This window comes from Gemmatimonadota bacterium (assembly GCA_041390125.1).
In the GTDB taxonomy this organism is placed as follows: domain Bacteria; phylum Gemmatimonadota; class Gemmatimonadetes; order Longimicrobiales; family Gaopeijiaceae; genus JAGQIF01.
Map to the genome: position 1 here is coordinate 139,096 of JAWKQN010000014.1, position 23,993 is coordinate 163,088.

15 protein-coding genes and 1 tRNA gene are annotated in these 23,993 nt (G+C 64.6%); 11 read left to right on the forward strand and 5 right to left on the reverse strand.

What is annotated here, in order from left to right; all coding sequences use genetic code 11:
- The first annotated feature begins 56 nt into the window (after positions 1–56).
- The 3 genes from R3E98_16285 (at position 57) to R3E98_16295 (ending at position 2,449) form a co-directional block, all read left to right on the forward strand.
- Positions 57–1,241 (forward strand): ATP-binding protein, encoded by a 1,185-nt coding sequence (locus tag R3E98_16285; protein ID MEZ4424955.1) that lies wholly within the window; start codon positions 57–59, stop codon positions 1,239–1,241.
- A 141-nt stretch (positions 1,242–1,382) separates the two neighbouring features.
- Positions 1,383–2,039 carry a helix-turn-helix domain-containing protein gene (locus tag R3E98_16290; protein ID MEZ4424956.1) on the forward strand — a complete coding sequence of 219 codons (657 nt, stop codon included), beginning with the start codon at positions 1,383–1,385 and terminating at the stop codon, positions 2,037–2,039.
- Complete coding sequence (locus tag R3E98_16295; protein ID MEZ4424957.1) at positions 2,036–2,449, forward strand: HepT-like ribonuclease domain-containing protein; 414 nt, start codon at positions 2,036–2,038, stop codon at positions 2,447–2,449. Before R3E98_16290 ends, R3E98_16295 begins: the two co-directional genes overlap by 4 nt.
- 139 nt (positions 2,450–2,588) lie before the next feature.
- Here R3E98_16295 and R3E98_16300 read toward each other — a convergent pair whose 3' ends face one another.
- Positions 2,589–3,779: an ATP-binding protein gene (locus R3E98_16300; GenBank protein ID MEZ4424958.1), complete on the reverse strand. Its 1,191-nt coding sequence runs from the start codon at positions 3,777–3,779 to the stop codon at positions 2,589–2,591.
- A gap of 472 nt (positions 3,780–4,251) precedes the next feature.
- On the opposite strand from R3E98_16300, the gene R3E98_16305 reads away from it, so the two are divergent.
- Positions 4,252–4,325, forward strand: a tRNA-Pro gene (locus R3E98_16305).
- Between the two features lie 1,647 nt (positions 4,326–5,972).
- Here R3E98_16305 and R3E98_16310 read toward each other — a convergent pair.
- Positions 5,973–7,190: a hypothetical protein gene (locus tag R3E98_16310; GenBank protein MEZ4424959.1), complete on the reverse strand. Its 1,218-nt coding sequence runs from the start codon at positions 7,188–7,190 to the stop codon at positions 5,973–5,975.
- 883 nt (positions 7,191–8,073) lie between these two features.
- Here R3E98_16310 and queC point away from each other — a divergent pair.
- From queC to dbpB, 6 genes are all read left to right on the forward strand, one after another.
- The gene (gene queC, locus R3E98_16315) at positions 8,074–8,787 is read left to right on the forward strand and encodes a 7-cyano-7-deazaguanine synthase QueC (GenBank protein ID MEZ4424960.1); all 714 of its coding nucleotides are present in this window, start codon (positions 8,074–8,076) and stop codon (positions 8,785–8,787) included.
- Entirely contained in the window at positions 8,787–9,425 is a 639-nt protein-coding gene (gene queE, locus R3E98_16320; GenBank protein ID MEZ4424961.1) for a 7-carboxy-7-deazaguanine synthase, read from the forward strand. The genes queC and queE overlap by 1 nt, the downstream gene beginning before the upstream one ends.
- Positions 9,426–9,433: 8 nt before the next feature.
- A complete protein-coding gene (queD, locus tag R3E98_16325) occupies positions 9,434–9,793 on the forward strand; it encodes a 6-carboxytetrahydropterin synthase QueD (GenBank protein MEZ4424962.1) in 360 nt (119 codons plus the stop codon).
- Complete coding sequence (folE2, locus tag R3E98_16330) at positions 9,790–10,617, forward strand: GTP cyclohydrolase FolE2 (GenBank protein MEZ4424963.1); 828 nt, start codon at positions 9,790–9,792, stop codon at positions 10,615–10,617. The genes queD and folE2 overlap by 4 nt, the downstream gene beginning before the upstream one ends.
- 957 nt (positions 10,618–11,574) lie before the next feature.
- A complete protein-coding gene (gene dpdA / locus R3E98_16335; GenBank protein ID MEZ4424964.1) occupies positions 11,575–12,852 on the forward strand; it encodes a tRNA-guanine transglycosylase DpdA in 1,278 nt (425 codons plus the stop codon).
- Positions 12,842–13,984 carry a DGQHR domain-containing protein DpdB gene (dbpB, locus tag R3E98_16340; protein ID MEZ4424965.1) on the forward strand — a complete coding sequence of 381 codons (1,143 nt, stop codon included), beginning with the start codon at positions 12,842–12,844 and terminating at the stop codon, positions 13,982–13,984. The genes dpdA and dbpB overlap by 11 nt, the downstream gene beginning before the upstream one ends.
- A 115-nt stretch (positions 13,985–14,099) precedes the next feature.
- On the opposite strand, the gene R3E98_16345 is transcribed toward dbpB, so the two are convergent.
- The 3 genes from R3E98_16345 to R3E98_16355 form a co-directional block, all read right to left on the reverse strand.
- The gene (locus R3E98_16345) at positions 14,100–15,044 is read right to left on the reverse strand and encodes a nuclease domain-containing protein (GenBank protein MEZ4424966.1); all 945 of its coding nucleotides are present in this window, start codon (positions 15,042–15,044) and stop codon (positions 14,100–14,102) included.
- A 1,342-nt stretch (positions 15,045–16,386) separates the two neighbouring features.
- Complete coding sequence (locus tag R3E98_16350; protein MEZ4424967.1) at positions 16,387–18,840, reverse strand: hypothetical protein; 2,454 nt, start codon at positions 18,838–18,840, stop codon at positions 16,387–16,389.
- The gene (locus R3E98_16355; protein MEZ4424968.1) at positions 18,837–19,169 is read right to left on the reverse strand and encodes a nucleotide pyrophosphohydrolase; all 333 of its coding nucleotides are present in this window, start codon (positions 19,167–19,169) and stop codon (positions 18,837–18,839) included. The genes R3E98_16350 and R3E98_16355 overlap by 4 nt, the downstream gene beginning before the upstream one ends.
- A 3,608-nt stretch (positions 19,170–22,777) precedes the next feature.
- On the opposite strand from R3E98_16355, the gene R3E98_16360 reads away from it, so the two are divergent.
- Positions 22,778–23,989: a hypothetical protein gene (locus tag R3E98_16360; protein ID MEZ4424969.1), complete on the forward strand. Its 1,212-nt coding sequence runs from the start codon at positions 22,778–22,780 to the stop codon at positions 23,987–23,989.
- Positions 23,990–23,993: the final 4 nt, after the last annotated feature.

Below are 23,993 nucleotides of genomic sequence, written 5' to 3' on the forward strand. Positions count from 1 at the left end.
CGAGGCTGGTTGCAGATTGAATATCGAATGTTCAATTTGCAAGGATTATTCCTCGGATGCTGGACAGGGCGCTCGAGCGGGCGGCAGGCGCATACCCGATCGTCACCGTGACAGGCCCGCGTCAGTCGGGGAAGACGACTCTGGTGCGAGCGGCCTTTCCGACCCACGCCTATGTCTCGCTCGAGGACCCCGACGAACGGCGGTTCGCCCTCGAGGACCCTCGGTCCTTCCTGGAGCGGTTCACGGGCCCCGCGATCCTGGACGAGGTCCAGCGCGCGCCGGACCTCTTCTCCTACCTCCAGACCCGGGCGGACGAGACCGGTCGACCCGGGCAGTTCATCCTCAGCGGCTCGCAGAACTTCCTCCTGCTGGAGTCGGTCCGCCAATCCCTGGCTGGCCGCGCGGCCGTGCTCCATCTGCTTCCGCTCTCGCTCCGGGAACTGCTGAGGCAACCTCCGACGCCGCTGTTCGGACAGGAGGATCGCCCTGCAGCTCCCCCTCCCCCGTTCACGCTCGAAGAAGCGCTCTACCGCGGCTTCTACCCGCGCGTGCACGACCCGTCTGTGGACGTCGAGCCAGGGGACTGGTACGCGAACTACTACCGCACGTACGTAGAGCGAGACGTCCGCAGCCTCACGAACGTGGGCGACCTCGAGCTCTTCTCGCGGTTCGTGAGGCTGTGCGCCGGCCGCAACGGTCAGCTTCTGAATGCGACCGCGCTCGGAAACGACGCCGGGGTCTCGCATTCCACAGTACGCCGATGGCTATCCCTCCTCGAGAGCAGCTTCCTCATCACGCTGCTGCGGCCGCATCACCGCAATTTCAGCAAGCGACTCATCAAGTCACCGAAGCTGTACTTCCTGGATCCCGGACTGTTGTGCTACCTGCTCGGGATCGGCTCGCCGAGTGATCTCCTCTCGCACGCGTCGCGAGGAGCGGTGTTCGAGACGCTGGTTCTCTCCGAGATCCTGAAGAGCAGCTACCACGCAGGACGCGACCCACTCGTCTACTTCTGGCGCGATTCGACGGGCCATGAGGTCGACTTCGTAATCGAGCGCGAGGGCCGGTTGGTGGCTGTGGAAGCGAAGTCGGGGAGGACGTTCGCAGACGACTTCCTCAACGGCCTCCGCTACTGGGAGGACCTGGCGCCCGACACCGCCCCCGGTCATCTCGTCCATGGAGGAGACCGCGCGTATCGTCGTCAGGGCTTCCGCGTGCACACCTGGTGGGACCTGGCCTGATCGGGCGGATCCCAGACCACGGTTCGCCGGTGGAGGGGTAGCGGACGAGATCCTCCCGAGGGGCAGGTGGAGGGGACCCGATGCGGGCGCTGGCCCGCCGGCCAGTCTGGCCCTTTGATAGCGCAAACGCTATCATCACTCATGGCCAGGTCCCGTCCGAACGCCGATCCCACCGCCGGGGATCTCCTGCGGGAAGCCCGCCGCCGCGCGGGGCTCTCCCAGCGCGCGCTCGCCGAGCGGGCGGGCACCGCGCAGTCGGTGGTGGCGCGCATCGAAGCGGGGACGGCGAGTCCCCGGGTCAGCACCCTCGAGCAACTGTTGGACGCCGCCGGGCAGCGGCTCGACGTGCGTCTCCGCGACCTGCGGTCCTCTGGGGATGATGCTGCGCTCCGTGACCGCATCCGCGCGTTCTTCCGCGACCGGGCCGACCTCGGTGTGGTCTCGGTCTACCTCTTCGGGAGCGCAGCCCGGAGGGAGCGCCACGCGGAGAGCGATCTCGACATCGGGGTGTTGCTGCACAGCTCGCCCACCGCGAGCAGGGCCACACGGGCCGATCTTCGTGTGACGCTGGGTGCGGCGTTGATTGCGGCCACCGGCGAGAACGCCATCGACCTGGTCGTGCTCAACGACCTTCCTCCTGGCCTGGCCCGTGCCATCGTCCTGGACGGCGAGCGACTCGTCTGCTTCGACGACGAGGCGGACTTCGACTTCCGCCGGAGTGTCCAACTCCGAGCCGCGGAGCTGCAGCCGTTCCTCCGTCGGGCGAGACGCCTGAAGCTGGAGGCGCTCGCGCGATGACGTTTCTCGTCGAGCGCCTGGTCGAGCTCCGCAGGCACCTCGACCACCTCCAAGCGCTCCGACCTCGCGTCGCCGATGCTCGGGCGCTGGCAAGCGACCTCTCCCTCCACAACGACGTCCTGTTCTCCTTGCTGACGGTGGCCCAGGTGGTCATCGATGTCGCGGGTGAGCTGTCCGCCCGCGCGGGACACCGGTTCGAGGACTACACGACGGCGGTCCGCAATCTGGCCTGGTTCGACGACTTCCCGCCGGAGCTCGTGGAGGCGCTGGCCCGCCTGCCCGGCTTCCGGAACGTCCTCGTTCACGAGTACGTGGGGATCGACTACGAACTGGTGCTTCAGGCGTTGGACCGGCTGGCGCCGGTCGAGGAGTTCCTGCAGATCGTGCGGAAGCGGATCGCGGAGGAGTAAGGGGAGGGCGTGGACCCGCCAGTCGGCGTGGGCTCTGACGTCATGCTCGTGCCCGGGGGAAAGAGCGCCAGGTCGTGGGAGGCGAGTGACGTCATCGCCGTGGACTCGCCCGGGCGGAGTTGAACGGGACTCTCCGCTCTCAGAGGATGCGCCACCAGGGCACGGCGATGATGTCCTCCGAGAGCGTTCGGGTTTCGGTTCCGTCGTGAAGCAGGACGCCCCCGTGGAAGCGCGGACCCGCCACGTCGCGGAAGGCGCGCAGTCCATCCGCGTCCCCGAACCGGGGCTTGGTCGTCGCCTTGATCTCGACGGCCAGCAGCCGCCCGCCGACGGCGAGAACCACGTCCACCTCCGTGCCGTCGTACGTCCGCCAGTACAGGATCTCAGGCCGTTCGGCACGGCTCTCCTGCCACGAGAGCAGATCGGCCAGCACGAGGTTTTCCAGGTGCGCGCCGGTCGGCTCGGCCTCGCGAGCGATGTGGAGCGCAAGCGCGGTATCCGTCCAGTAGAGCTTGGGGCTCTTCACGTGACGTTTGGTGCGGCTACCTGCGAAGGGCTGGAGCCGGAAGGTCTGGAACGACGTCTCCATGAGGTTCAGGTAGCGGTGCGCCGTTGCGTGCGAAAGCGCGGCGTCACGAGCGAGCTCAGCCTGGTTCAGGACCCCGCCCAGCCGAAGGCTGACGAGCGTCATCAAGAGACGGAAGTCACCCAGTTGTTCGATCGCTGCCAGCTGCTGGACATCCCGCTCCAGATACGTGCGCACGTACCCTGCGAACCAGGTCGTCCGATCGACCTCCGAGACGAGTTGGTGCGCGGGGACCGGGTAACCGCCTCGCTTCGCCAGCGCCCGCCAGTCGGCGTGGGCTCGCGGTTCCGGCAACACCTCCATCCATCGGCCGGGAGGCTCGTCGAGAAGGGTGTTCCAGGCGCCGGCACTGGCTCGTCCTTCCAGCTCGCCCCGGGTCATCGGCCACAAGGTGACGTAGCCGGCTCGTCCCGCCAGCGACTCCGAGACGCGGTCCATCAGGAGAAGGTTCGCCGACCCCGTCAGAATGAACCGCCCCGGTTTCCGATCCGGGCCCGCGTCCACCGCCCGCTTGATCTCGAGCAGGAGGTCGGGCGCCCGCTGGACCTCGTCCAGCACCAGCCGTGGAGCTCGCGCCAGGAGGCCCGCCGGATCGGTGCGGGCCTGCTCGCGGACCTCCAGATCATCCAGGGTCAGGTAGAGCCGATCCGTCCCCGCCGAGAGGTGCCGCGCCAGCGTGGTCTTTCCGGTCTGGCGGGGCCCCATCAGCACCGTGACCGGGAAGACCCGGAGGGAGCGCTCCATGGCTTCGGAGGCGAGCCGGGGGAGGAAAGAGGGCTCTGGCGTCATGCTCGTTCACCCGGACCCAGCGATCTGCGCGATGTTTCACGTCGTGGTGGATATTATTTCATGACGTGAAATGATGCGCAAGGGCGGCAGAGGCTCCCGAGGGGACGGTCGGCCCTTCTGCTCCGTCGTGACGCGGCGCCCGATCCCCGACTCGCGAGGAGGTCCGGCTCAGGCGGGGCTGGGACGTCGCGGGGAGCGGCCTGAGCGGTGTCCAAAGTTCATGAACCACGAACATCGCCGGGGATTCGCCCCTTCCCGCCTGGGGCTCGCCCGGCCTCCCGCAGGGTTTGGACTACCCGCCGAATGCCCCGGGCCCTATCTTGTGGGCCCCGCCGCCCGGCCGCTGATATCGGACCTCCTGCCAGGTTCGGGGCGCGCCTCCGAACTCGGGTGAGCGGTGTGTAAGTCTCTTTTGTGCTGATGTTTACGGGACGTGGCGCAGTCCGGTAGCGCACCTGAATGGGGTTCAGGGGGTCGCCGGTTCGAATCCGGCCGTCCCGATTGGGAAACGTCCAGGGGCCATCAGGCCTCTGGGCGTTTTCTCATGTCCGGAAGGCCGGGTGCGGGCTGGCGACCGGTGAGCGAAGCGAACGGGTCGCCGGTTCGGGGCGATGCGCCGGTCTGGGCCTCCCTGATAGGGCCGCAGGTGGTCTTACGCGAGCCGAGCGAGGATCGCCCGTCAGGGCGACCGGAGCCCAACCCGGCCGTGGTTGGGCCCAGCTACCAGGGACGCTTCGGGCTCCGCCGACGAGGACAAACCGGCCGTCCCGATGTCTAGAGGCTTCGGGGCCTACCCACCGTGACCGGGATCGAGGGCGTCATGAGCGACAACGGCTCGTGCTATCTGGCCGCCGGCCTGCGCCCACACGCTCTCTCGTCTCCGCATCCCCCATATGCGCTCGCGGTCCGCAAAGCGGCGGCGGGGCCAACTCTCGGAGCCCAGTCTGGATAAAGCTTCCGCCTTGCCCTTGGTCCTAGGGGGGGACTCGTGCGCTCCGCCGCTCACAACGCTATCACAACCATCACCGGGAGCACTCCGGTCTCGCCTTCCGTCCGCCCTTCGCGCCCCTCGAAACAACGTCCTCGGTTTCACAGCCAGAGCCACCTCAAGAGGGCGCCCATCGACGTTCCGCCGTCCCCGACGATCACGTGCCCGCCAGCATCCCACTCCTGGCCGCCGCACTCGCAGGATCAGCCGCAACGCCGCGGCTGCGGCCATCCAACCAGAAGTGCCGATGCCGGACGTTCACCGCCGCAGTGGCAAGCCGCGCTCCGACTCACTCGTAGCCCACAACGGGAGAAGCAAGTCTAGGGCGTAATTGGCGGCGCATCCTGAGCAACTCACCGAGCAGTTCGACGGCACCGCCAACCCAGTGCTGACACGGCGATACACCCACAACTCGTGGCTTCGTGCTGTCCCCGCACACCTGTCGCAGGAACGCTGTCGCATTATCACCGACCAGCGTTGCCGCTGGCCGATGCTATGCGGTGAGCCCAGTTCAGATCGCTCGAGGTAGTCAAAGGCGTTCTTCGAAGCCGCCCATGCCAAGCTCTCTCCCTTCCCTTGGTTGCATGTAGCACAAGCCAGGGCCCAGTTGCCTTTAGTGTCGTCTCCCAGATGCTTGGGAGCGACGTGCTCTAAGGTCACGCAGACCCCTGGCGCATCAAGGCTGACTCCACACCAGAGGCACCTCTCGTTCTGCTCTTTTGCCAGCCGACGGTATAGACCCAAAGCGCGGATGTTCCCGAGCGACGCTGTCTTCCCTCGAGCCTCCTTGCGGCTGAGGCCGTGCAATTTCCGGACGCTAATGCAGATGTCTCTCAGAACGTCTTTCTCAGGGCGCGTCAAAGCCAAGCCGAGATTTCGCAGGTGGTCGTCGATAGCAACATCCAAGCTGCCCCTGTAGTCCGGATCCACGCCGCGAGCCGGAAGAAGGCTCATTAGAATGCTTTGCCGAAGGCACGGTTCAACGCTTGCCAGCACCTCGTCGACCGAGCGCCCTCCCGCTTGGCACCATTGGGTGACGGCACTTAACAGTGCTCCAGTCGAATCCGATAGGTTGTGAACACCTGACAAGAAGTAGCGTCCTCCAAGTAAGGTGTCCCGCACGAGCGCGTGCAGTTCGGCCGATCGGCTTGACGGGGCACTCATTCATCCGCGGATGGCTGGATCCATGTACTAGCTCGCCACCCCTTCCACACGCGCCCACTCTTCTTGCCTTCCGTAACAAACTCCTGAAAGAACTCTACGAGCTCTTCCCGACCTGCGTTTGTGTCCTGACTGCTGCGTGCCCAGGCCGAGCGCCACAGCTCTTCAGGAAAATATGGGAGGGTCTGATGCAGCACCTCCAGCAATTTCTCCATCAGGCGAGCCTTGCGGGCGTCTTCATCTGGCTCTCCGGAAACGTCCCAGACCGATACCACTTGCCCGTCCGCTGCTCCGAGCAGGACCTCCTGCAGGGCCCAGAGGTGAGCCCCTCTCATAAGGCGGCTCCCCGATGACTTCTCCCAGAGATCTGCAGGGTAGTGGCCGTTGATTGCTGACCAGAAGGCGCAGAAGAACTCAAACCACGTCCGATCGTCTCGCCAGCGCTTCCGGGCCGTGCTTGCACTATTGGTTGCGTATAGGCGCTTCGCTATCGTTGTGAGGGACACCCTAGACGCACGGTACCAGACTTTCGCGAGCCGCTTTATCGCTCCGTAGCCCAGCAGATCCGGGTTGCGATTCCGGCCGCCGACAGCCATGTCCAGCTTCTCAGCGAAGGGGCTGGCGCCATCGTAGGCGACGAGGCTCATGATCGTCACCTCGGCCATGGGTACGCCGGCTCTGGCAAGGCGCTCCTCAACCTTATCCTGTTCGCCTCTTGTTAGACTAAGTCCGGCAATAGAGGTGATCAGGGCGGGCGGTATGCGCTTGGGTTTGAGGTTGACGACGGTGAACTGGAAGACTTGTTCTTCCCAGGGCGGATCGAATAGCCCGCATACCATGAAGGGGAGCCCTTTCTCGCCAAAACGGGCAGCAGCAGCGATACGATGCTGTCCGTCGATGAGGAATGCCGGCTTCACAAAGTCGCCGATCGCCTTGCGGAAGCCGTCGTTGCTCCAATTCGATTCATCGTCCAGCAGTTCTCTCATACGCTGCAACGTGACAGTTCCCAAATGGGTAATAGGGGCGTCTTGCTCCTCGCCATCCTCGGAATCTTCCGAATCCTCTTCGTCTTCGTCTGCCTCGTCGTCGGCGTCAGAGCTCCCCTCGCCCGCTTCGCCTGCCGCAGCAAAGCGATCCCGCACATACGCCTGAGCAGCCGTGAATACGTCTGCGGTTTCTAGTCGGTCCTCGTCCAAGCTCACCGTCAGCTTCGCCATAACGACGGTCTCCGGTGCGACGTCGGCAGGCTCCAGCCGACAGGACCCAAGACTCGCTTGTCGTCGCAGGGCTAGGATAACCGCCGTGGGGCTGCAGTTCTCCGCATCCTGAAAGAACGGAACGATGTCCGAATCGACCCGACGCTCGTCCAAGAAGCGCTGGTAGCCGCTCAAGAGTTCGTCCGACTTCCTCGGAATCCCCGCCCACGTCAGTACCTCACCAGCGTGTGCCACGAAAGCAACTTGAATCGGTGCTGCAGCGCGTTGTCGAAAGGCAAGGACGTCGTAGGTAAAAACTCGCATTCACTCGAACTCCCGAGCAGGTGTCGCGTTAGCGTGCGATGCGGAGGATTCCACGAAGGTCCGGCCGAATCGTGCGGACGAGGACGATGATGCGCAATAGCCTGCTGGGCCGCGCCGGCGTCCCTCCAAACAATGCCCAACGGATGCTGTGCGACGGGCGACACGGGGCCGTCCGGCAGTGGGACCCGGCAGGACCGGAGTTGGTGGGGACATGAGCCTAGGCCCGCACTTACTCCCTCTGGTTCTACGGTTAGTTGCGCCGCGAGGGCCCCGAGTTGCATCATGTGACCGGAAGTGAGGACTGGTTGCCACACGGGTCGCGCATCATGCCACTATCGGTCGAAGACGTCCTCTACTACTCGCAAAATGAAGTAGCGGAAGAACTTGGAATTCGCCGCGAGACGCTCTGGCGCTGGCGAAGTGAGGGAAAGATCCCTCAGGGGCGGAAGTTCAGGGGACGCGAGGTGTTATTCACGGCTGCGGAGCTTGAGCGTGCCAAGGCCTACGCCAATCGCCTTGAACCGATCGAAAGTGTTGATCCATCGCAACTTGGACTATTCAAGACGAGCGGGGCGCGCCCATGACCGATCGAAAGGCCGTCGTTCTCCTCAGTGGGGGCTTGGATTCCACGACCACGCTGGCGGTAGCCAAGAGCCAAGGCTATGTCCCCTTTGCCCTTAGCTTTCGCTACGGGCAGCGGCATGCCGTCGAACTTCGCGCCGCCGCTCGGGTGGCTGCGGCGCTTGGAGCCGCTGACCATGTCATCGCCCCGATTGACCTACGACTCTTCGGGGGGTCGGCGTTGACCGCTGACATCCCCGTGCCCAAGGGCAGGGGCTTGGAGGTGATCAGTGAGGGCATCCCGGTCACGTATGTCCCGGCCCGCAACACGATCTTCCTCTCGTTTGCCCTCGCTTGGGCGGAAGTTCTCGGCGCGATGGATGTGTTTCTTGGAGTAAACGCCCTCGACTACAGCGGCTATCCCGATTGCCGCCCGGAGTTCATCTCCGCGTTTGAGCACCTGGCCAACCTGGCTACCAAGGCGGGCGTGGAGGGGGCTCGTTTCAAGCTTCACACGCCTCTCATCTCTCTCCGGAAATCGGAGATCGTCCAACTGGGCTCCCGGCTGGGCGTCGACTACGGCCTAACCGTGTCGTGCTACGACCCAACGGACGACGGGGTCGCCTGTGGCCTCTGCGATTCCTGCCTGCTTCGGCTCCGAGGTTTCGCCGAAGCGGGGCTTGTTGATCCCGCTACCTACCTCCCCAACGAGACGAGCCGGATCGCCCTCTGATGTATTCGGTCAAGGAGATCTATTACACCCTGCAGGGAGAGGGCGCCCACACAGGGCGCTCAGCCGTCTTTCTCAGGTTCTCAGGGTGTAACCTGTGGACGGGCCGCGAGCGCGATCGGCACAAGGCAGTCTGTCAATTCTGCGATACCGACTTCATCGGGACGGACGGCCCGAACGGGGGCCGATTCTCGACCGCCGCTGAGGTCGTCGAGGCCGTTCTCAGAGTGTGGAAGGCTGGAACCACCGATAGTCAGCACAGATTCGTCGTTTGTACGGGGGGCGAGCCCCTCCTCCAGGTGGACGCCCCCCTTCTCGAAGCTCTCCACCAAGAAGACTTCACCATTGCTGTTGAGACAAACGGCACGCAGGCCGCTCCTCCTGGGCTCGATTGGATCTGCGTCAGCCCAAAAGCCGGGGCCCCCTTGCAGCTCGTCTGTGGCAGTGAGCTGAAATTGGTCTTCCCGCAACCCGGCGCCATGCCAGAGGCGTTCGAGCATCTCGAGTTCGAGCATTTCTTTCTTCAGCCGATGGACGGTCCGGATGTGGCGGCCAACACTGCCCAGGCGATCCAGTATTGTCTGCGGTCTCCCCAGTGGAGATTGAGCGTGCAAACCCATAAGGCCCTCGGCATCTCATAGGCGGGAAAATGGAGATCTGGAAGGACTTCACATTCGAAGCCGCGCATCGCTTGCCGAACCTCCCCGACGACCACAAGTGCGCACGTCTCCATGGTCATAGCTTCCGGGCTCGGATCTACGTCGACGGCCCGGTTGACTCGACACTGGGCTGGGTCCTCGACTTCGCCGACATCAAGGCCGCCTTCAAGCACCTGGAGCAGAAGCTGGACCACCAGTACCTGAACGACATCGAGGGTCTAGAGAATCCCACAAGCGAGAACATTGCGATGTGGATCTGGACTCAACTAGAAAGGACCCTACCCAACCTCTCGCGCGTCGTCGTCCGTGAGACCTGCACGTCAGGCTGCACCTACAGAGGCCCACAATGACTCCAGCTACCTCGTCCGCGGCAGCGCTCCTGCACGACGTTCAGGCGGAATCCGACACACGAGGCCTTCACATTGACCGGGTGGGTGTGAGCGGTTTGTCAGACCCAATCTCTGTCTTGGATCGTCATGCCGGGAGACAGCAGACCGTCGGCCAGATCACGCTCGCCGTTAGCCTTCCCCACGATCAACGCGGGACACACATGTCTCGCTTCATTGAGGTCTTTGAGCACCACCGCGGTGAGATGACGATCCGGACGCTCCCCGGTCTCCTGGAGGAGCTTCGGGCCCGCCTGTCGGCAGAAGCCGCTCAGATCGAAGTGGCTTTCCCATACTTCGTTGAGCGACGTGCCCCAGTGACGGGGCGGTCAGCCATGATGGACTATGCGTGCGCGTTTCGTGGGCGGGTGGACGCCAAGGGGGAGGCATTCTCTCTACGCACGACCGTACCTGTTTCGACCCTGTGTCCTTGCTCAAAAGAGATCAGCGATTACGGAGCTCACAACCAGCGAGGTTACGTGACCGTGGAGGTGGGGACCACTTCGTCGTCACTCGAGGACCTTGTCTGGATCGAGGAGGTTATTGACTGGGTCGAGTCCTCGGCCTCTGCGCCGGTCTACCCTCTCCTCAAGCGGCCGGACGAGCGCCACGTGACCATGCAAGCCTACGATAACCCTCGGTTCGTGGAGGACTTGGTAAGGGAGGTCGCTGGCCGGATCCGGGACGACGCCCGAGTAGCTTGGTTCTCCGTCGCAGCCGAGAACCTGGAGAGCATTCACAACCACAGCGCGTTCGCAGAGATCCGCTGGAGCAGGCCGGAGCGATAGCCGGGTGCGCGTGCAGCTTGTCACGTCCTGTACCAACCGCAAGAAGCGTGCGGCAACCGAGAGGTGTCGGATTCGCGAGCTGCGGTCCGTCGGTATGGAGGAGCGCGCCGGCGAATGGTGGGCCCGACTTGAGGAGGTCAAAGCGCCTCGGTGGGCGGCCCGGTCCCTCTACGCCGGCGAGCATTGGGTTGCGTTCTTGTCGGCCCTGAAGGCCGGCCCCCCGGACTCTCGTTCGGGGTGGGTGCTCTCCGCCGGCCTAGGGCTGATCACCGTTGATACACCCGTACCTGCGTACGATGCCACCTTCACCCCCAATAGCCCCGATTATGTATGCCCGCCTCCTTCGCGCGGCGCCACTGCCGCCTGGTGGCGTCTGCTTGCCGACCGACCGCTTCCCGGTGGCGCGCCGCGGAGCCTTGAGCAGTTGGGGCAGTGCTACCCTGATGACCTTATCGCAATCGCAGCGTCTCACCGGTACCTCCAAGCTGTTGGCGAGGATCTGGAGCGGCTGCTGTGTCAACGTCGGGGCCGCGGTGTAGCGATCTTTGCTCCCAGCCTCCCCAACTCCTTGTCGTCATGGAGCAGTGCCTCGATCGCTCTCGACAGCCGGGCACAGTCGATGGTAGGGGGTTCCGAGGTCAGCCTCAGCATTAGGGTGGCGACCGAAGCTCTTTCCGGCGACGACCTCTCTCTACCGACCCTGCGGCGGCGCGTTGCCGAGCTTCTCAGAGGCGACACGCTTCCACGCTACGAGCGCACGCCCGCACCCGATGGTGAGATCCTTAGCTTCATCCGCGAAGCCCTGCAGAGGAATCCCTCGGCTCGCGCCACGCCGTTGCTGCGTCAGTGGAGGGACTTGGGCCGGGCCTGCGAGCAAGGGCGCTTCCGAAGCCTCTATGAGCAGGCTGCCGCGGAAGAGCGCCTGTCGCCAAGCCTCGCTCGTGCCGGGGTCGAGGCATGAAGTTCTTCTTCCCCGACAGCCAGGACTTCGTGGACCCTTCATTCGACTTGGTCACCGAGGAGCGGTCACCGACTCGAGTCCGTCAGCGGGACGATCTCTACCCGCACGAGATCTTCGCCACTCCGCCATACGACGGCTTGCTCGTCTCCATGGCGATCGTGAGCGGCTACGGGGTTGGAACAGGGAAGTATTCGATCGCCCAGCGGCAGCGCTTCCTTCGGTGCGGTGTTCGGGAGTTCTTCCGTCTGCAAGCTTCACCCCGGCTCGAAACGTTTGGAGACTGCGGCGCTTTCAGCTATTGGAAGGAGACGCATCCCCCTTTCACGGCTGCTGAGGTGTTCGAGTTCTACGAGAGTGCCGGCTTCGACTACGGTCTGTCGGTTGACCATGTAATACCAGTCTTTCGACCCGACTTTGATTCGGTGATCCCGCTGCCCGACCTCGGGTCTGAGGTCGAGAAGTGGAAGCGCCGGCAGGAGATCACGATCGAGGCGGCGGGAGAGTTTCTCAGGTTGTGCCACTCAGATCGCCCCCGCTTCCAACCCGTTGGCGTAGCTCAAGGATGGAGTCCGAGGTCCATTGCCCATTCCGTCTCTGAGCTACAGAAGATGGGGTACCGCACGGTGGGCATCGGCGGACTGGTGCCCCTGAAGACGCCCGAGATCTTGGACGTCTTGAAGGCGGTGAGCAAGGTACGCCATAAGGACACCAAGCTCCACCTACTGGGCGTCACCCGCCTCGACGTGATCAGGGACTTTGCTAGGCTTGGCGCGACTTCCTTCGATAGTACGGCACCGCTCATGCGCGCCTTCAAGGACAAGGACAAGAACTACTACCTGGGAGACCGAACCTTCCCGGCCATCCGCGTCCCCCAAGTTGACGGAAACCCGAAACTGAAGCGCCGGGTCTTGGCCGGTGAGGTGCGGTCCGATTCAGCGCGGCGACTCGAACAGCGGGTGCTCGCGCTCTTGAATGACTTCGATCGAGACGCTGCTCCGGTGACCGACACCCTAGCTGCGGTGCTTGAGTATGAGGCCCTTTTCGACCCCAACTCAGATCGAGAGGCTCAGTACAGGCAAGTCCTCATGGAGCGCCCCTGGAAGCGCTGCGATTGTGAGATCTGCGAGGCTTTGGGCATACACGTCATCCTCTTCCGCGGCGCCGAGCGGAATCGCCGGCGGGGCTTCCACAACCTCCATCAGTTCTACCGCTCTCTGGCAGACGCGGTGGCTCCACTCACACCCAAGACTGTGCGGATGCGCCGTGCCAAGTAAGCCACTCACACGCCAGCCGAGGACGCTCCGACTCCCCGCGATCGAGTTGCGCCAGAGCGGCGCTAGGCCGTTGTATTCCTTTGCGATGGACGGCAAAGATCTTCCGAAGGTCGCGTCCGTCTCGCGTATCCGCCGCGAAGGCGACGCGGAGCTTCGTGGCTACCAACGCCCAGAGGTTCAGGCCCACATAACGGAGATTCAGAAGTACTTGGAGTCTTCAGAGCCGATCTTGCCCAACGCTATCGTCGTGGCTTTTGATACTTCGGTACACTTCGAGCCCAGCCGCGGCCGGCGCCCCCGCGGCGCCGTTGGAAGGCACGGAACACTCGTTGTGCCCGTTGCCAAGAGCGCCAATGATGTTCGACCCGGTTGGATCGTCGATGGACAGCAACGTGCCGCAGCCATCGAGCGCTCCGCGTTGGATGCCTTTCCGGTCTTTGTGATCGGTTTCGTGGCGCGGAGCGATGAGGAGCAAAGAGAGCAGTTCATCCTTGTGAATGCCACCAAGCCGCTGCCCAAGGGCCTGATCTATGAACTGTTGCCAATGACAAAGACGCGGCTCCCGTCGACCCTTGGGAAAAAGCGGTTCCCTGCAGCGCTGTTGGCAGAATTGAACCAAGATAGGAAGTCGCCGTTTCACCGGAAGATTCGCACGCCGACGTCGATCGATGGGGTCGTCCGCGACAACTCAGTGCTGCGAATGCTAGAGAACAGCTTGACGGACGGCATCCTTTATTGGCTACGCGATCCGCACACGGGCGCCGGTGAACCGAAGAAGATGTTGAAGGTCGTCAAAGACTTCTGGTGGAGCGTTAGCGACCTTTTCCCTGAGGCTTGGGAGGAAGTGCCCCGGCGGTCCCGACTCACCCACGGTGCCGGGATCGTTTCCATGGGAATGCTGATGGATTCCATCGCTGAAGGCTTTCGGCGGCAAGGATTGCCTGATCGCGAGGCCTTCTCGGGGGAACTCGCGCCGCTGGAGGATTCGTGTGCCTGGATGGATGGCTACTGGCAGTTCCGGAATGGTGAGCGGCGGCGATGGAACGAGATCCAGAACACCTCGAAGGATATCGCGCTACTGGCGGACCACCTCTTGAGCGAGTACCGGCTGGCGACGAGCCGAGTGGGGTAGCAAAAACTTTGGCCGGCTGTGCACCACGCTTCCGCTTCTCTGCCCCCCGGTAGATCCAGCCAACTCGCTGCAGAGCACGAGAGGGGTCCGCATGGGTTGGCATGAGCAGGACTGGCTATTCTAGCAGATCCTTCCAGCTTACAACTAGCGGTGCACCAACAGCCTTCGCCTCGCCTACACGCCGCACAACTTGCCTGATGCCGGCGCCCGGGAGTGGTGCGACGAGAGCCTGCGGTCGAGCCACCGGCAGACAAAAATACAGTTTGCCCTGCGGGTTAGGATACCCCGTCGCACGCAGTTGGTCTTGCGTCATGACGGCCGCGGGACCGGAGACGGTCAGCAGTCGACTCTCCGCTAGCGGGCTCCCGTACAGCACCACCAACTCTACTCCCAGCTCGGGACCTGTGAGGCCGATCGACCCTGTCCTACCGTCGGCGCGCATGTTGTAGAGACCGGCGGAGAGGATCCACTCCAGGTGGGCTGCGCTCTTCACATAGCCCAGGAGCACCGGCGTGTCCGCCGGAGGTCGACTCAGGATGGGTAGTGCGTCTCGAGGCGCCGCCACGGTGTTGTCCCGGGCATAGGAGACCCCTTCCCAGTAGCTTGCCCGCTCATGCTGTGACAACTGGGACGCGGCGTGGTCGAGAACGTCGTCGATGAAGGCCCGCACGATGTCTCCGCCTTGCGCCGAACCATCCTCCGTGGGGCGGAGTGCGAACGCACCGAGTCCGGGAAGGAGCTCGTGGTAGGCTCGAAAGACCTCCGCGTCTTCGGTGCCCGGATAGAGGACGTATGCTCCAGCGGACCTTCGAATCGCGTCGCGGTAGGCGTGCATCTTCAACAAGTCGCTCCGCACCGCGCGGCCGGTCACGGCCTGCGCATCCGCCACAACCACGCCCTCCGACTCCTCCGCATCATCTCCAGCGGAAAAGACTTCCTTGATCGAATCGATCCGGTACTTGGCGTCGAAGAAGATCCACAGGACCTTGGGAGGCCGGGGGGAGCCGGCGTCCGATACGGAGATGCGAAGGGAGTAGTCGGGACGTAGGGAGTCGTCCATGAGCCCTCAACGCCCGGTCCGAACCTGCGATTGAACCAGAACTCCACATCGAGACGGCGACCCAGCCGGTACGAAGCTCCCCTGAAGACCTTGGGAACGCCTCGACGCAGATCCAGCTCCACCTTGTCAGCGGAGACTTCGACCAGGTCTTCGAGCCTCGAACCGGCATCGCAGAGGGAGTTGAGAAGCTCTACCAACTTCAGGTAGACCCAGTACTCGTACAGAGTAGCTACGTCCCGCTGCCCCGCGCCGTAGCTCTCGGCGACCGCTCCCCAGCTGAGTCGCGCGGCGAGATCGACCTGCTCCGTAGCCGCCCTCACCTGGCGATAGCCATCTCGCTTCTCCAGGACCTGGTTCGCGCCGACATATCGATCGAGGGCCCCGACCCCGCGGAACGACTCCGCTGCCAGCACTTGCTCGAGATAGGCCTCGAGCGCCCGACTCTCCTCTGCCCCGCGACGGCGCGACGGAGTATCGGGGCGTCGGTCCAATGCCTCTCTGAACTGCCGACAGATCTCGAGAAAGCGCCCAAGGGCGAAGACAATGAACCGATTCGGGAGGTTGTCCAGGGTCGATTCGTGCCGGTGCACGGTCATCAGCCGTGGCAGCCAAGTCGGAGAGTCACCGTCTGCCCCGGAACCAGACGGCGCACGGGGGCCTGGGCGCGCGATCTGCCTCGCCAGTCCGCCTGCACCAGGTACTCCAGCGCCAGGCGGCCTGTCCTGCTCCTCGATCCTCCAAACGTGGTATGGACGCGCGATCACGAGAGCGACCGCGGACTGAAACTCCTCCGATTCGATCAGCGCGCGCAGGAACGCGATGCGCAGGTAGAGCGTCTCGGAATCCAGGGCAGGATCCTGCGACAATGGGGTAGCCGCGGGCGCGAAGGAGGACAGCACCAACTCTCCGGCCACGTCCGCGACGTCTCGAAGCATCCAACGGTACTGGGACAGGTAGTCGAGCTTCCGTGAGCGGACCTCGAGGGACACTTCAGCGCGACGCCGTTCTCCAATCTGAACACGGGCCGTCAGGGTCCCGGTGTACGATCGTGGGCGGAGGCGGCCTCGACGGCCATCCGCCGAGTCACATTCGAAGACCTCAGGGAGATTCGTAGAAACCGTAGCATCCGCGTCGGCTGTGCGGATGTGGAACACATACTCCGCACCCTCCAGAAGCTGGACAGGCGCGCATCCAGGCTCCTGGGAGGACGAGCCCCGCAGGTCCAGGAGAGAGGGGGGGCCACCGCGGGACGACGTGCGGGGTAGCTGCGAGATGGTCAAGCTTCCGAGTTCCCGGCCATCCGCTTCCCTCAACGGAACGGTGACCGTCGATACCCCGATTGTCATCCGGTGAAGCTCGCAAACTGCTGAGCCCGCAGGATTGCGGTCATGCGCTGGACCTTGTCCAAAGAGCGGGGATAGATCGCCGCGTCCGACCCGACTTCGAGGGGATCGAACGCGGCACGGCCCGCCCGCACGGCCCCTTCCTCGAAGCTCCCTGTCGCACAGAACTCGCCGAGCGCGCAGAGCGTGGGCTCGAGCCTTCGCCGGGCCCCGTGCAGCCGCGGAAGGACCTTCTGGAGGATCTGCAGGTCCAACGCCGCGTGCCACCCCTCACCACCAGCGGCGGCCCACAGACCCGCGAACCTTCCGGCTTCGAAGAACACGCGATGGCCGAACTCGAATCCGCCTTCCAGAAGCAGTCGATGGACACTGCGGAGCGCGTCGTAGAACTCCGGTTCGGCCGGTGGGGCGGGACGGGCCGTGGCAGAGAGAAAGGCCGCCACGAGGCGGTCCAGAGTCGGTTCGCATGGTCGGGGCCTCTGAGACGACGGCTGCAGATCCTCCGTGAGCACGCGGAACTCGAAGGTGTTCGCCCGATCCAGGACCTTCGGCGAAAACATGTAGGTGGTCTCGTCCACGTTGACGGTCCCGACCACCAGCAGATTCGGGGGAACAGGGATGCGCTCGGACCCGTCCGACACCGGGCGCCATACCCCTTCCTCGTCCCGCTCCAGGTTGGGGATGCACGGCGCCTCCGACTCCATTCCCGACAACACGTCGGCAAAGTAGCGTTCCACATGCGCCAGGTTCATCTCGTCCAGAATCAACAGGTGGGGGCGGCCAGGATCCCGAGCCGCCGAGAGCATGAAGCGGAGGGGGCGAGGGGCCATCCACGCCGGGCGGCCCGATGCATCGCGGCTGCGGAGACCATCTTCGTAGCCGAGCAGTGGCTCCGGTCCAGTCCAGTCGGGCCTGACGGGCTCCACCAGCACCCGCGGCCCTCCGCCCAGCCACTCCCCGAATCGCAACGCGATCTGCGTCTTTCCAGAACCCGAAAGCCCCGTCAGCAGGGCGAACCGCTTGGTCGCGAGACTCACGATGAACGTCCGCACCAGCTCCTGGTGGCGCGCCCCAAAGCCGAGACCACATCGAGTCAGGCCACCTGCAAACTCATGCACTACAGCCGCAAGGTCGGGGCCTGGCTCCTCCTCCTCTGTCGAAGGAGCTCGGCCAAGCCATCTTGACTCCAGTTCGGCCATCACCGCGGCCCGTGCCTCCGGCTTCTGCAGCAGGTTCCAGAAGATGCCTTTGAGCGTCGCATGAGAGATGCTGTTCATCAGGTAGGAGGGCGTGACGGCCCCAGGAGCCGGGGCAGTCGCGTGGGCTCTGTCACGGTATGCGAGCATCCAGAAGGGCTCACTCGCAAGGTGGAAGAAGGCATAAGCGGCCTGCTGCCGCGAAACCGCCGACGCCGATCCCCCGGCTCGCTTCAGGAACTGGGGCACGATCGCATCGAACGTGATCCGGTTGTTCTTCACATGGCCCTCGTGTATGCCCTCCAGGACCGCGGCGAGCATGGCAGGCTTGTAGATCCGCTCCTCGCCTCCCTGCTTCGAGACGGACAGCTCCCGCACCGCAGCCACCAGAAGGGCCAACGCGGCATCGGCGTCGTCCACAACGACGATGCTCGCACCGTCCGCGGTCAACGCGAGGCTCTCGGCCTGTGCCATGGCCACCTTTCGTATGCGGCTACCGGGCAGGTCCCTCAGCGGCAGCGCGACATCCGGTTCGAGCGACTTCCTGAGCGCGGCGTAGTGACTCAGGTCCACATGGTCTTCCTCGCCCCCATCCAGGCGAAGAAGTCTCGCACGGCCGTCTTGGATGGAATCCACCAGGTAGCGGCTCCCTTGCGCGGGACTGCGAAAGACGATGTGGTCTCTCAGGTACCGCCTCAGGACCGGGAAGAGGTCGTCCCGTGGGCCGACCTCCCGGCTCGACCGGACGCGCTGAGCCACAAAGGCCTCCAGGGACCCGTACTGACTGAAAATCGCGGCCGTTCGATCTTCGCCGATACGCGTGAAGCCCATATAACGGTTGTTAAGGACGTCCGAGAGCTCGTCGACCGATCGAGAGACGGCCTCTGGCTTCGTGAGGAAGTACATAAACTCCCACGTCTGACCCGATGATTCGTTCCGCCCCCAGATGCGCTCCGCCAGTGTGGCGTTGCGCATCTTTCCCATCACCCTTGCGACGAAGTGATAGCGGTTCTCGTAGACGCAGAAGACCAGGTCCTCTGGATACATGGAGTGCCATCGACTCTGGTTCTGCGGGCCGGGTTCGGCGCCCCACGCGTAGAAGCCTCCAACCTCGGCTTCGATCTTCCGCAGCATGTCCGTGCGCGACTCCGGTGCCAGGGCATACACCAAGTCGGACGGAATCGAGTTGATGATGGAATCATCAAGATGGGATCGAGCGTCAGCGTTGCCTGCCGTAAACACGAAGATGTTCTTCATAGCTCGTAGCGATCGTATTTCTGCGAGCGACCACGCACGCGGTCGGCTGGATACTTCAAGGCATTGGCCGCGATCTTCATAGCCGCGGCCGCGATGAGATCGACATCGAGAACGTCGGCCATCCGGACAAGGTAGATCAGGACATCGGCCATCTCCTGTGAAGCCCGAGCCCTCTCATCGTCGGACAGTTCGGTGTGGCCACCCTCCGCCCATTGGAACAACTCCATGAGCTCAGCGGCCTCGACGGCGAGTGCCATGGAGAGGTTCTTGGGAGTATGGAACTGCTCCCAGTCGCGCTCTCGGGCGAACTCCCGGAGCCGCGAGGCCAGGGAAGGCCAAGGGACTGTGAACCTCCTGGCTCATCCACAGTTGGCAGCCCGTCTCCTGAGGGACCTTCCGGGCGGTGACGAGCGAGGACGGTCAGGCATCGCTGGCCCCTGTAGGCTTGCGAGACCCAGTTTCGTAACGGGGGCGGGCAACCAAAAGGCGCTCAGGGACATCGCGCCATTCCGCCGGATGGAGGGGGGCCATCGGTCCAGCCTTGCCCCTATCCCACCCGCGAATTGCCAGCCCGGCGCCCGCGGGGCGGCTGCGAGCTACCGGGACGAGGGCGCCAGGTGAGCCGCCTTGGAGGCGCGAGATCATACATTCGAACTTCAGTCTCGTCATTGGTCGTTCATTAGTGGACTTTCCTTCCCGCTTCCGAAGGGCGGATGACGGGGCGACGGGACGAGCGGATCGCCGGTGAGGCTCGCCTGTAAGTCAGAGTTGCAGGAGCCAGACATCGGCGATACGTCACCGGTGCTTCACAGAAGCGACAGGTGCTGAACGCGTTCCCACTCGGTCCTCCGGAGTTCGATCGTCGAGCCGCCTTCTTCTCGAATCGTGCCCGTCTGGCTGCTGATGGGGTGGGGCGTCGAGCCCGCGCACATGGAGCGGCGCCTTTGGGCACCTCTTGGCGACGTGGCTCTCGAGCCGTGCCAAGCGCACTATGCATCCACAGTACTGGCAGGACGCGCAGGTGGGTGCCAGCGTTACCTTGTGAGCCGCCGGGCTCAGCAAGCAGCACATCCTCCCTTTGTATGACGCATTATCCTCCCCTCTTCCTGCCTCCTCGAGCGCCCTTGGGCCATTCCTCTACCAACTCCCTCCAGGGCCAGTCCCGCACCCATCTTCCGGAGGCTCCATCAGGTCGCGGACCAGGTGGTGGAAAGTCGCCGTGCGCCCGAGCGGTCGTCGGCCTCAGGAGGGCCGCGCCCACCCGGTAGCGGTCTTCCCAGGTGGCGACCGCCGTGATCGAGACAGGCTTCAGAGGTGGGGCCTCAGGGCATGGGTCTGGGGGTTGGCGGGATGGGCCGCTCCAGCGGCGTCGGGTGTTCAGGCCAGCAGGGGCCGGGGCGGAATTGTGCCACGGCGGGCGCTGGATGGCAGCGGGGTCCATTCGTCGGGCGGGTAGGGGGCGGTGAGACAGGGAGGTTTGGCGTCGCGCCCGCTGCTCGAGCTTCTCGGCCGCCACCGCGCCGGGCGCGGCGTCCGCCGGTTGCCGCCGAAGCCAATCAGCCGCATTGTCGGCAATTCGTCCTGCCCCCAGACCCGAGGGACGTCCCCTGCCGCTCGAAGAACCCCGCGCCCTCATCCGGCTACGGCCATACCTCTACCACCTGACCGCTCGGAGGAACCTGCCGCGGATCCAGCGGACGCGGGTGTTGGATCCGGCCAACACACTTTGCGGCTCGCAGGCCTGGTTCCTAACCACGCATCCGCGCCGCGGTCGCTGGCGGTGGAGATCAACAGGAAGACCGTGGTGCTGCGGGGATCAGGACCCGCTTCATCGGGGCAACGTCGTCCTGGGAGGCGCGTGGTCCTTTGAGGACCTGGTCCACAGCTCAACGCTCCGGAGTCTTCTTCTGTGGGACGAAGGGGACGGGCCCCATCGACTACGCGGGCTTCGGCATTTCGCCCGGTACGCGTCCGAGCCGGTTCTGCTCCGGTGTCGGACCGCGGACCTGCTTCTGAGTCGCCCGCAGTCCGAACTCTGTCGGTTAACTCGGGTCTCCGCGCTGCTCCGGGGGCAAGAAGAGCCCACGGGGGCCGGAACCTTCCTGCCCTTCGAGCAGTTTCGATGGCCCCCGTCCGGCGTAGTAGAGGTCACGGTCCGCGGGCAGGTGCGGCTGCCTGCCGCGACTTGGGTGGGGAAGGGTCCAGCGGGGCCGTGGGAGGGGCTGTGAAGGGGGCTGGACGTCGGTGGACGTTTTCTCCTGAAGTGAGGTGATACAATCCGGATCTGGACTGGGTCGCCCAGTGCAGCTGCCCTCCCAGAACCGAGCGCCCATCGAGATCACCCGCCAACTCCGTCGCACTGCCGAGCGGCACACCGCCGTCCGCAGACCGGCTATGCAACCCTCGGCCTCTTGGATGGCGATCCCCACCCACACGGTTCTTCATTCGCATGTTGGAGTTCGACGCTTCCCGCGACCGTCGCTTCCCAAGGGCGTGCTTCCACGCGTGCACGCACAGACTCGGCCTCCCTCTCCAGATGACCTCTAGTCGGCGGCTGATACGTCCCGGCCCGAAATCGAACCGCACCCCGGATGACGTTGCCTAGCCCCACCGGACTGGCTAGGGATAGGGGCTCTTGACGTCCATGCTGCAGTACTATGCATCACAATGCACAGCGACGTCCGCGGGGGGGCAACGTGAGCCGGAAGGCCGAGTACGAAGGACCGATCTAGTCTGAATCCGGGGGACTGGAGGGAGTCGATGACTTTCAGCACTCGACTGTCGAAGGAGCAGCGGAGCCTCGTAGAGGACGCCGCCGCACTCATGGACGCCCTCCACCTCATCCGACTGGCGGCTGTAGAGCGGGCGCTCAGATCGTCAACACAGGGCGGCCCACCACGTTCGCATTCGCAGCGCTCGCCGAACGAATGGCGAAGCAACTCTGCGATCCGGGCATGTGCTATGAGGACGGGCTCTCCGGGGAGACAGGAGTCGTGGATTTCCCGGTGCACGACGACACTGCGGAGATCCGGGCGATAGGGGTTACCTCTGGCGAGGTCAGCCTTCTTCGTGAAGCTGTGCAACTGGGTGGAGTGGAGTTCCTGCAGATGGTCCTAGCCAACTGTGAGCGGCGCTTCGCGAGCGAAGATCTACCCTCACCGATCGACCCGGCTAGCCTGCAATGAGCAAGAGACTGACAGTCGTGCCTGGAGCGCCATACCTAAGCCTTCACGCTCGAGTGAGGATGGCACAGCGTGGCTTCCGATCCGAAGACGTTCGGTTGGTTCTTGATTGTGGTACGGAAGGCTGTGAGGCTATCACCCTCACGAATGGGGATGCGGACCGCGAGATTCGGAGACGCAAGCGGGAGATCAACTTCTTGAGAGATTACTGGTACGTCGGTCATCACCGATGGCTCGGTTGTGAAGACAGTCTATCGGCCCGACCGACGACGGCTTCAGAAGTTCATTGGACGGCGCTAGATAGATGTGCATGTTGGGGCCGGCCCCTCATACTTTCGACCGGCACTGTCGGAATCCTGTGCAAATGACCGCGAAACCCACACCCGGCCCGGAAACAAGAAGGCGAGGTGGTTGAGGTCGGCCCGGCCAGGACTGCACTGGACGGGGTCCAGCGCTCGCTGGCCTTCAGGGATGGCGAGATAGGGCACCCTATCATCGTTGCGGAGGCGCCGCGCTTCTTGGTGACCTTACGCGGCTGGGCGTTGATGCCCTTGATGACTGGGTGACCACTGCTCGCTGTGGCGGCCTCCGGCTGGGGATGACCGCGACGCGGATGGCTCGTACCGCACCAGGGGCGACCGGATGACAGGACGCGACATCCCGTCATGCTGTCCCTCCCCCTCCACCGTCGGCGGCGCGTGGCGGCAATCTTGCGCCAGCCTCGATCGCCGCCCTCACTTCCGTGGAGCCCCCCCATGCCCGCCTTCCTCTCCCACCTCCTCCTCGCCGACTCCGACCCCGGCGCCCAACGCGCCGCACTCGACGCGCTCTCCCAACTCCCAACCCTCCGCCACGGCGGCGACCGCTCCCTCGTCGCCCGTGCGGAGGCAGACGTAGCCCGTGACCCCACCGGCAGCTTCGCCTTCGACGAGGACGGGACCGCCACCCTGCAGGTCAGCGCCGGCACCTGGCGGGCCGGCCGCCTGGAGGCGCCGTCCATCGCCGAGCTGCGGACGCGGCTCAGCGCCCTGGAACGGCAGCCCCGCCCCGGCCGTCTCCGCTTCTTCGTGCTCGAGGGGTCCAGTCCGCTCACGGACATCGGCTGGTTGCAGGCCACGGCGCCGGAGGGGTGCCTGTTCCAGGTCGCGTCGCAGTTCAACTGCCTGGAGTCGTCCGGCCCCTACGTGACGCCGGTCCACACGTACCTCACCGATCCCACCCAGGGACCGCGGGCCGCCATCGGGGCCTTCCCGGCTGCCCTGCTCCGGCACTACCGGGCGCCAGGTCCGGACGGCTCCCGCTTCGTGCAGACCACAGCCGGTCCCCAGATCGACCTGCTGGGCGACGTCGCAGCCGATTCCGGTGTGCGCGGTGGCTACCTCCAAGGACCCGGGAGCATGGACGCCCAGGCCTACGTGGAGGCGTTGGCCCAGAACCAGGATCGCATCCGCATCGGCGTGCACCGCGAGGCCGAGGTGGTGCTCGGCGCCGACTGGGACGGCGGGCTGCCGGATGGTCCATCGCCCATCATCACGCAGGTCCTGACCTCCACCGTGGCGGGAGGGCTATACGGTGGCGCTCGGGCCTTCGGCCCGGACGGGTTCGAGCGCGCCGCCCGGGTGCTCCTGCCGGCGGCCTACGTCGGCACGCTCCTCACTGCGGTCCAGGGCCGGTGCAGACGCGTGGTCCTGACCCTGATCGGCGGCGGGGTCTTCGGCAATCCCGTGCGGTGGATCTGGGACGCCATCGTCCAGGCGATGGACGAGGTCGAACCCCTCCTCACCCAGGACCTTGACGTCGTGCTGAACGGCCGGGAGATCGGGCAGTCCTTCGACCTGGATCGGGTGGTGCGGCCGGAGGTGGAAGCCCGCGGCGGGCGGCTGGTGCGGTTCGGAGACGGGGCTTGTGCGGTAGGCCGGGGCCGTCGGGGAAGCGCCTCAACCAGACTTCCCGGTCCCGCGGAGTAGGCGA

Excerpts from the sequence above, each read along its gene's own strand:
- R3E98_16360 (MEZ4424969.1), top strand. The coding sequence starts at position 22,778 with ATGCCCGCCTTCCTCTCCCACCTCCTCCTCGCCGACTCCGACCCCGGC.
- R3E98_16285 (MEZ4424955.1), top strand. The coding sequence starts at position 57 with ATGCTGGACAGGGCGCTCGAGCGGGCGGCAGGCGCATACCCGATCGTC.
- R3E98_16300 (MEZ4424958.1), bottom strand. The coding sequence starts at position 3,779 with ATGGAGCGCTCCCTCCGGGTCTTCCCGGTCACGGTGCTGATGGGGCCC.
- queE (MEZ4424961.1), top strand. The coding sequence starts at position 8,787 with ATGTATTCGGTCAAGGAGATCTATTACACCCTGCAGGGAGAGGGCGCC.
- R3E98_16295 (MEZ4424957.1), top strand. The coding sequence starts at position 2,036 with ATGACGTTTCTCGTCGAGCGCCTGGTCGAGCTCCGCAGGCACCTCGAC.
- R3E98_16350 (MEZ4424967.1), bottom strand. The coding sequence starts at position 18,840 with ATGAAGAACATCTTCGTGTTTACGGCAGGCAACGCTGACGCTCGATCC.
- R3E98_16290 (MEZ4424956.1), top strand. The coding sequence starts at position 1,383 with ATGGCCAGGTCCCGTCCGAACGCCGATCCCACCGCCGGGGATCTCCTG.
- R3E98_16310 (MEZ4424959.1), bottom strand. The coding sequence starts at position 7,190 with ATGGCGAAGCTGACGGTGAGCTTGGACGAGGACCGACTAGAAACCGCA.
- dpdA (MEZ4424964.1), top strand. The coding sequence starts at position 11,575 with ATGAAGTTCTTCTTCCCCGACAGCCAGGACTTCGTGGACCCTTCATTC.
- folE2 (MEZ4424963.1), top strand. The coding sequence starts at position 9,790 with ATGACTCCAGCTACCTCGTCCGCGGCAGCGCTCCTGCACGACGTTCAG.
- R3E98_16345 (MEZ4424966.1), bottom strand. The coding sequence starts at position 15,044 with ATGGACGACTCCCTACGTCCCGACTACTCCCTTCGCATCTCCGTATCG.
- queD (MEZ4424962.1), top strand. The coding sequence starts at position 9,434 with ATGGAGATCTGGAAGGACTTCACATTCGAAGCCGCGCATCGCTTGCCG.
- queC (MEZ4424960.1), top strand. The coding sequence starts at position 8,074 with ATGACCGATCGAAAGGCCGTCGTTCTCCTCAGTGGGGGCTTGGATTCC.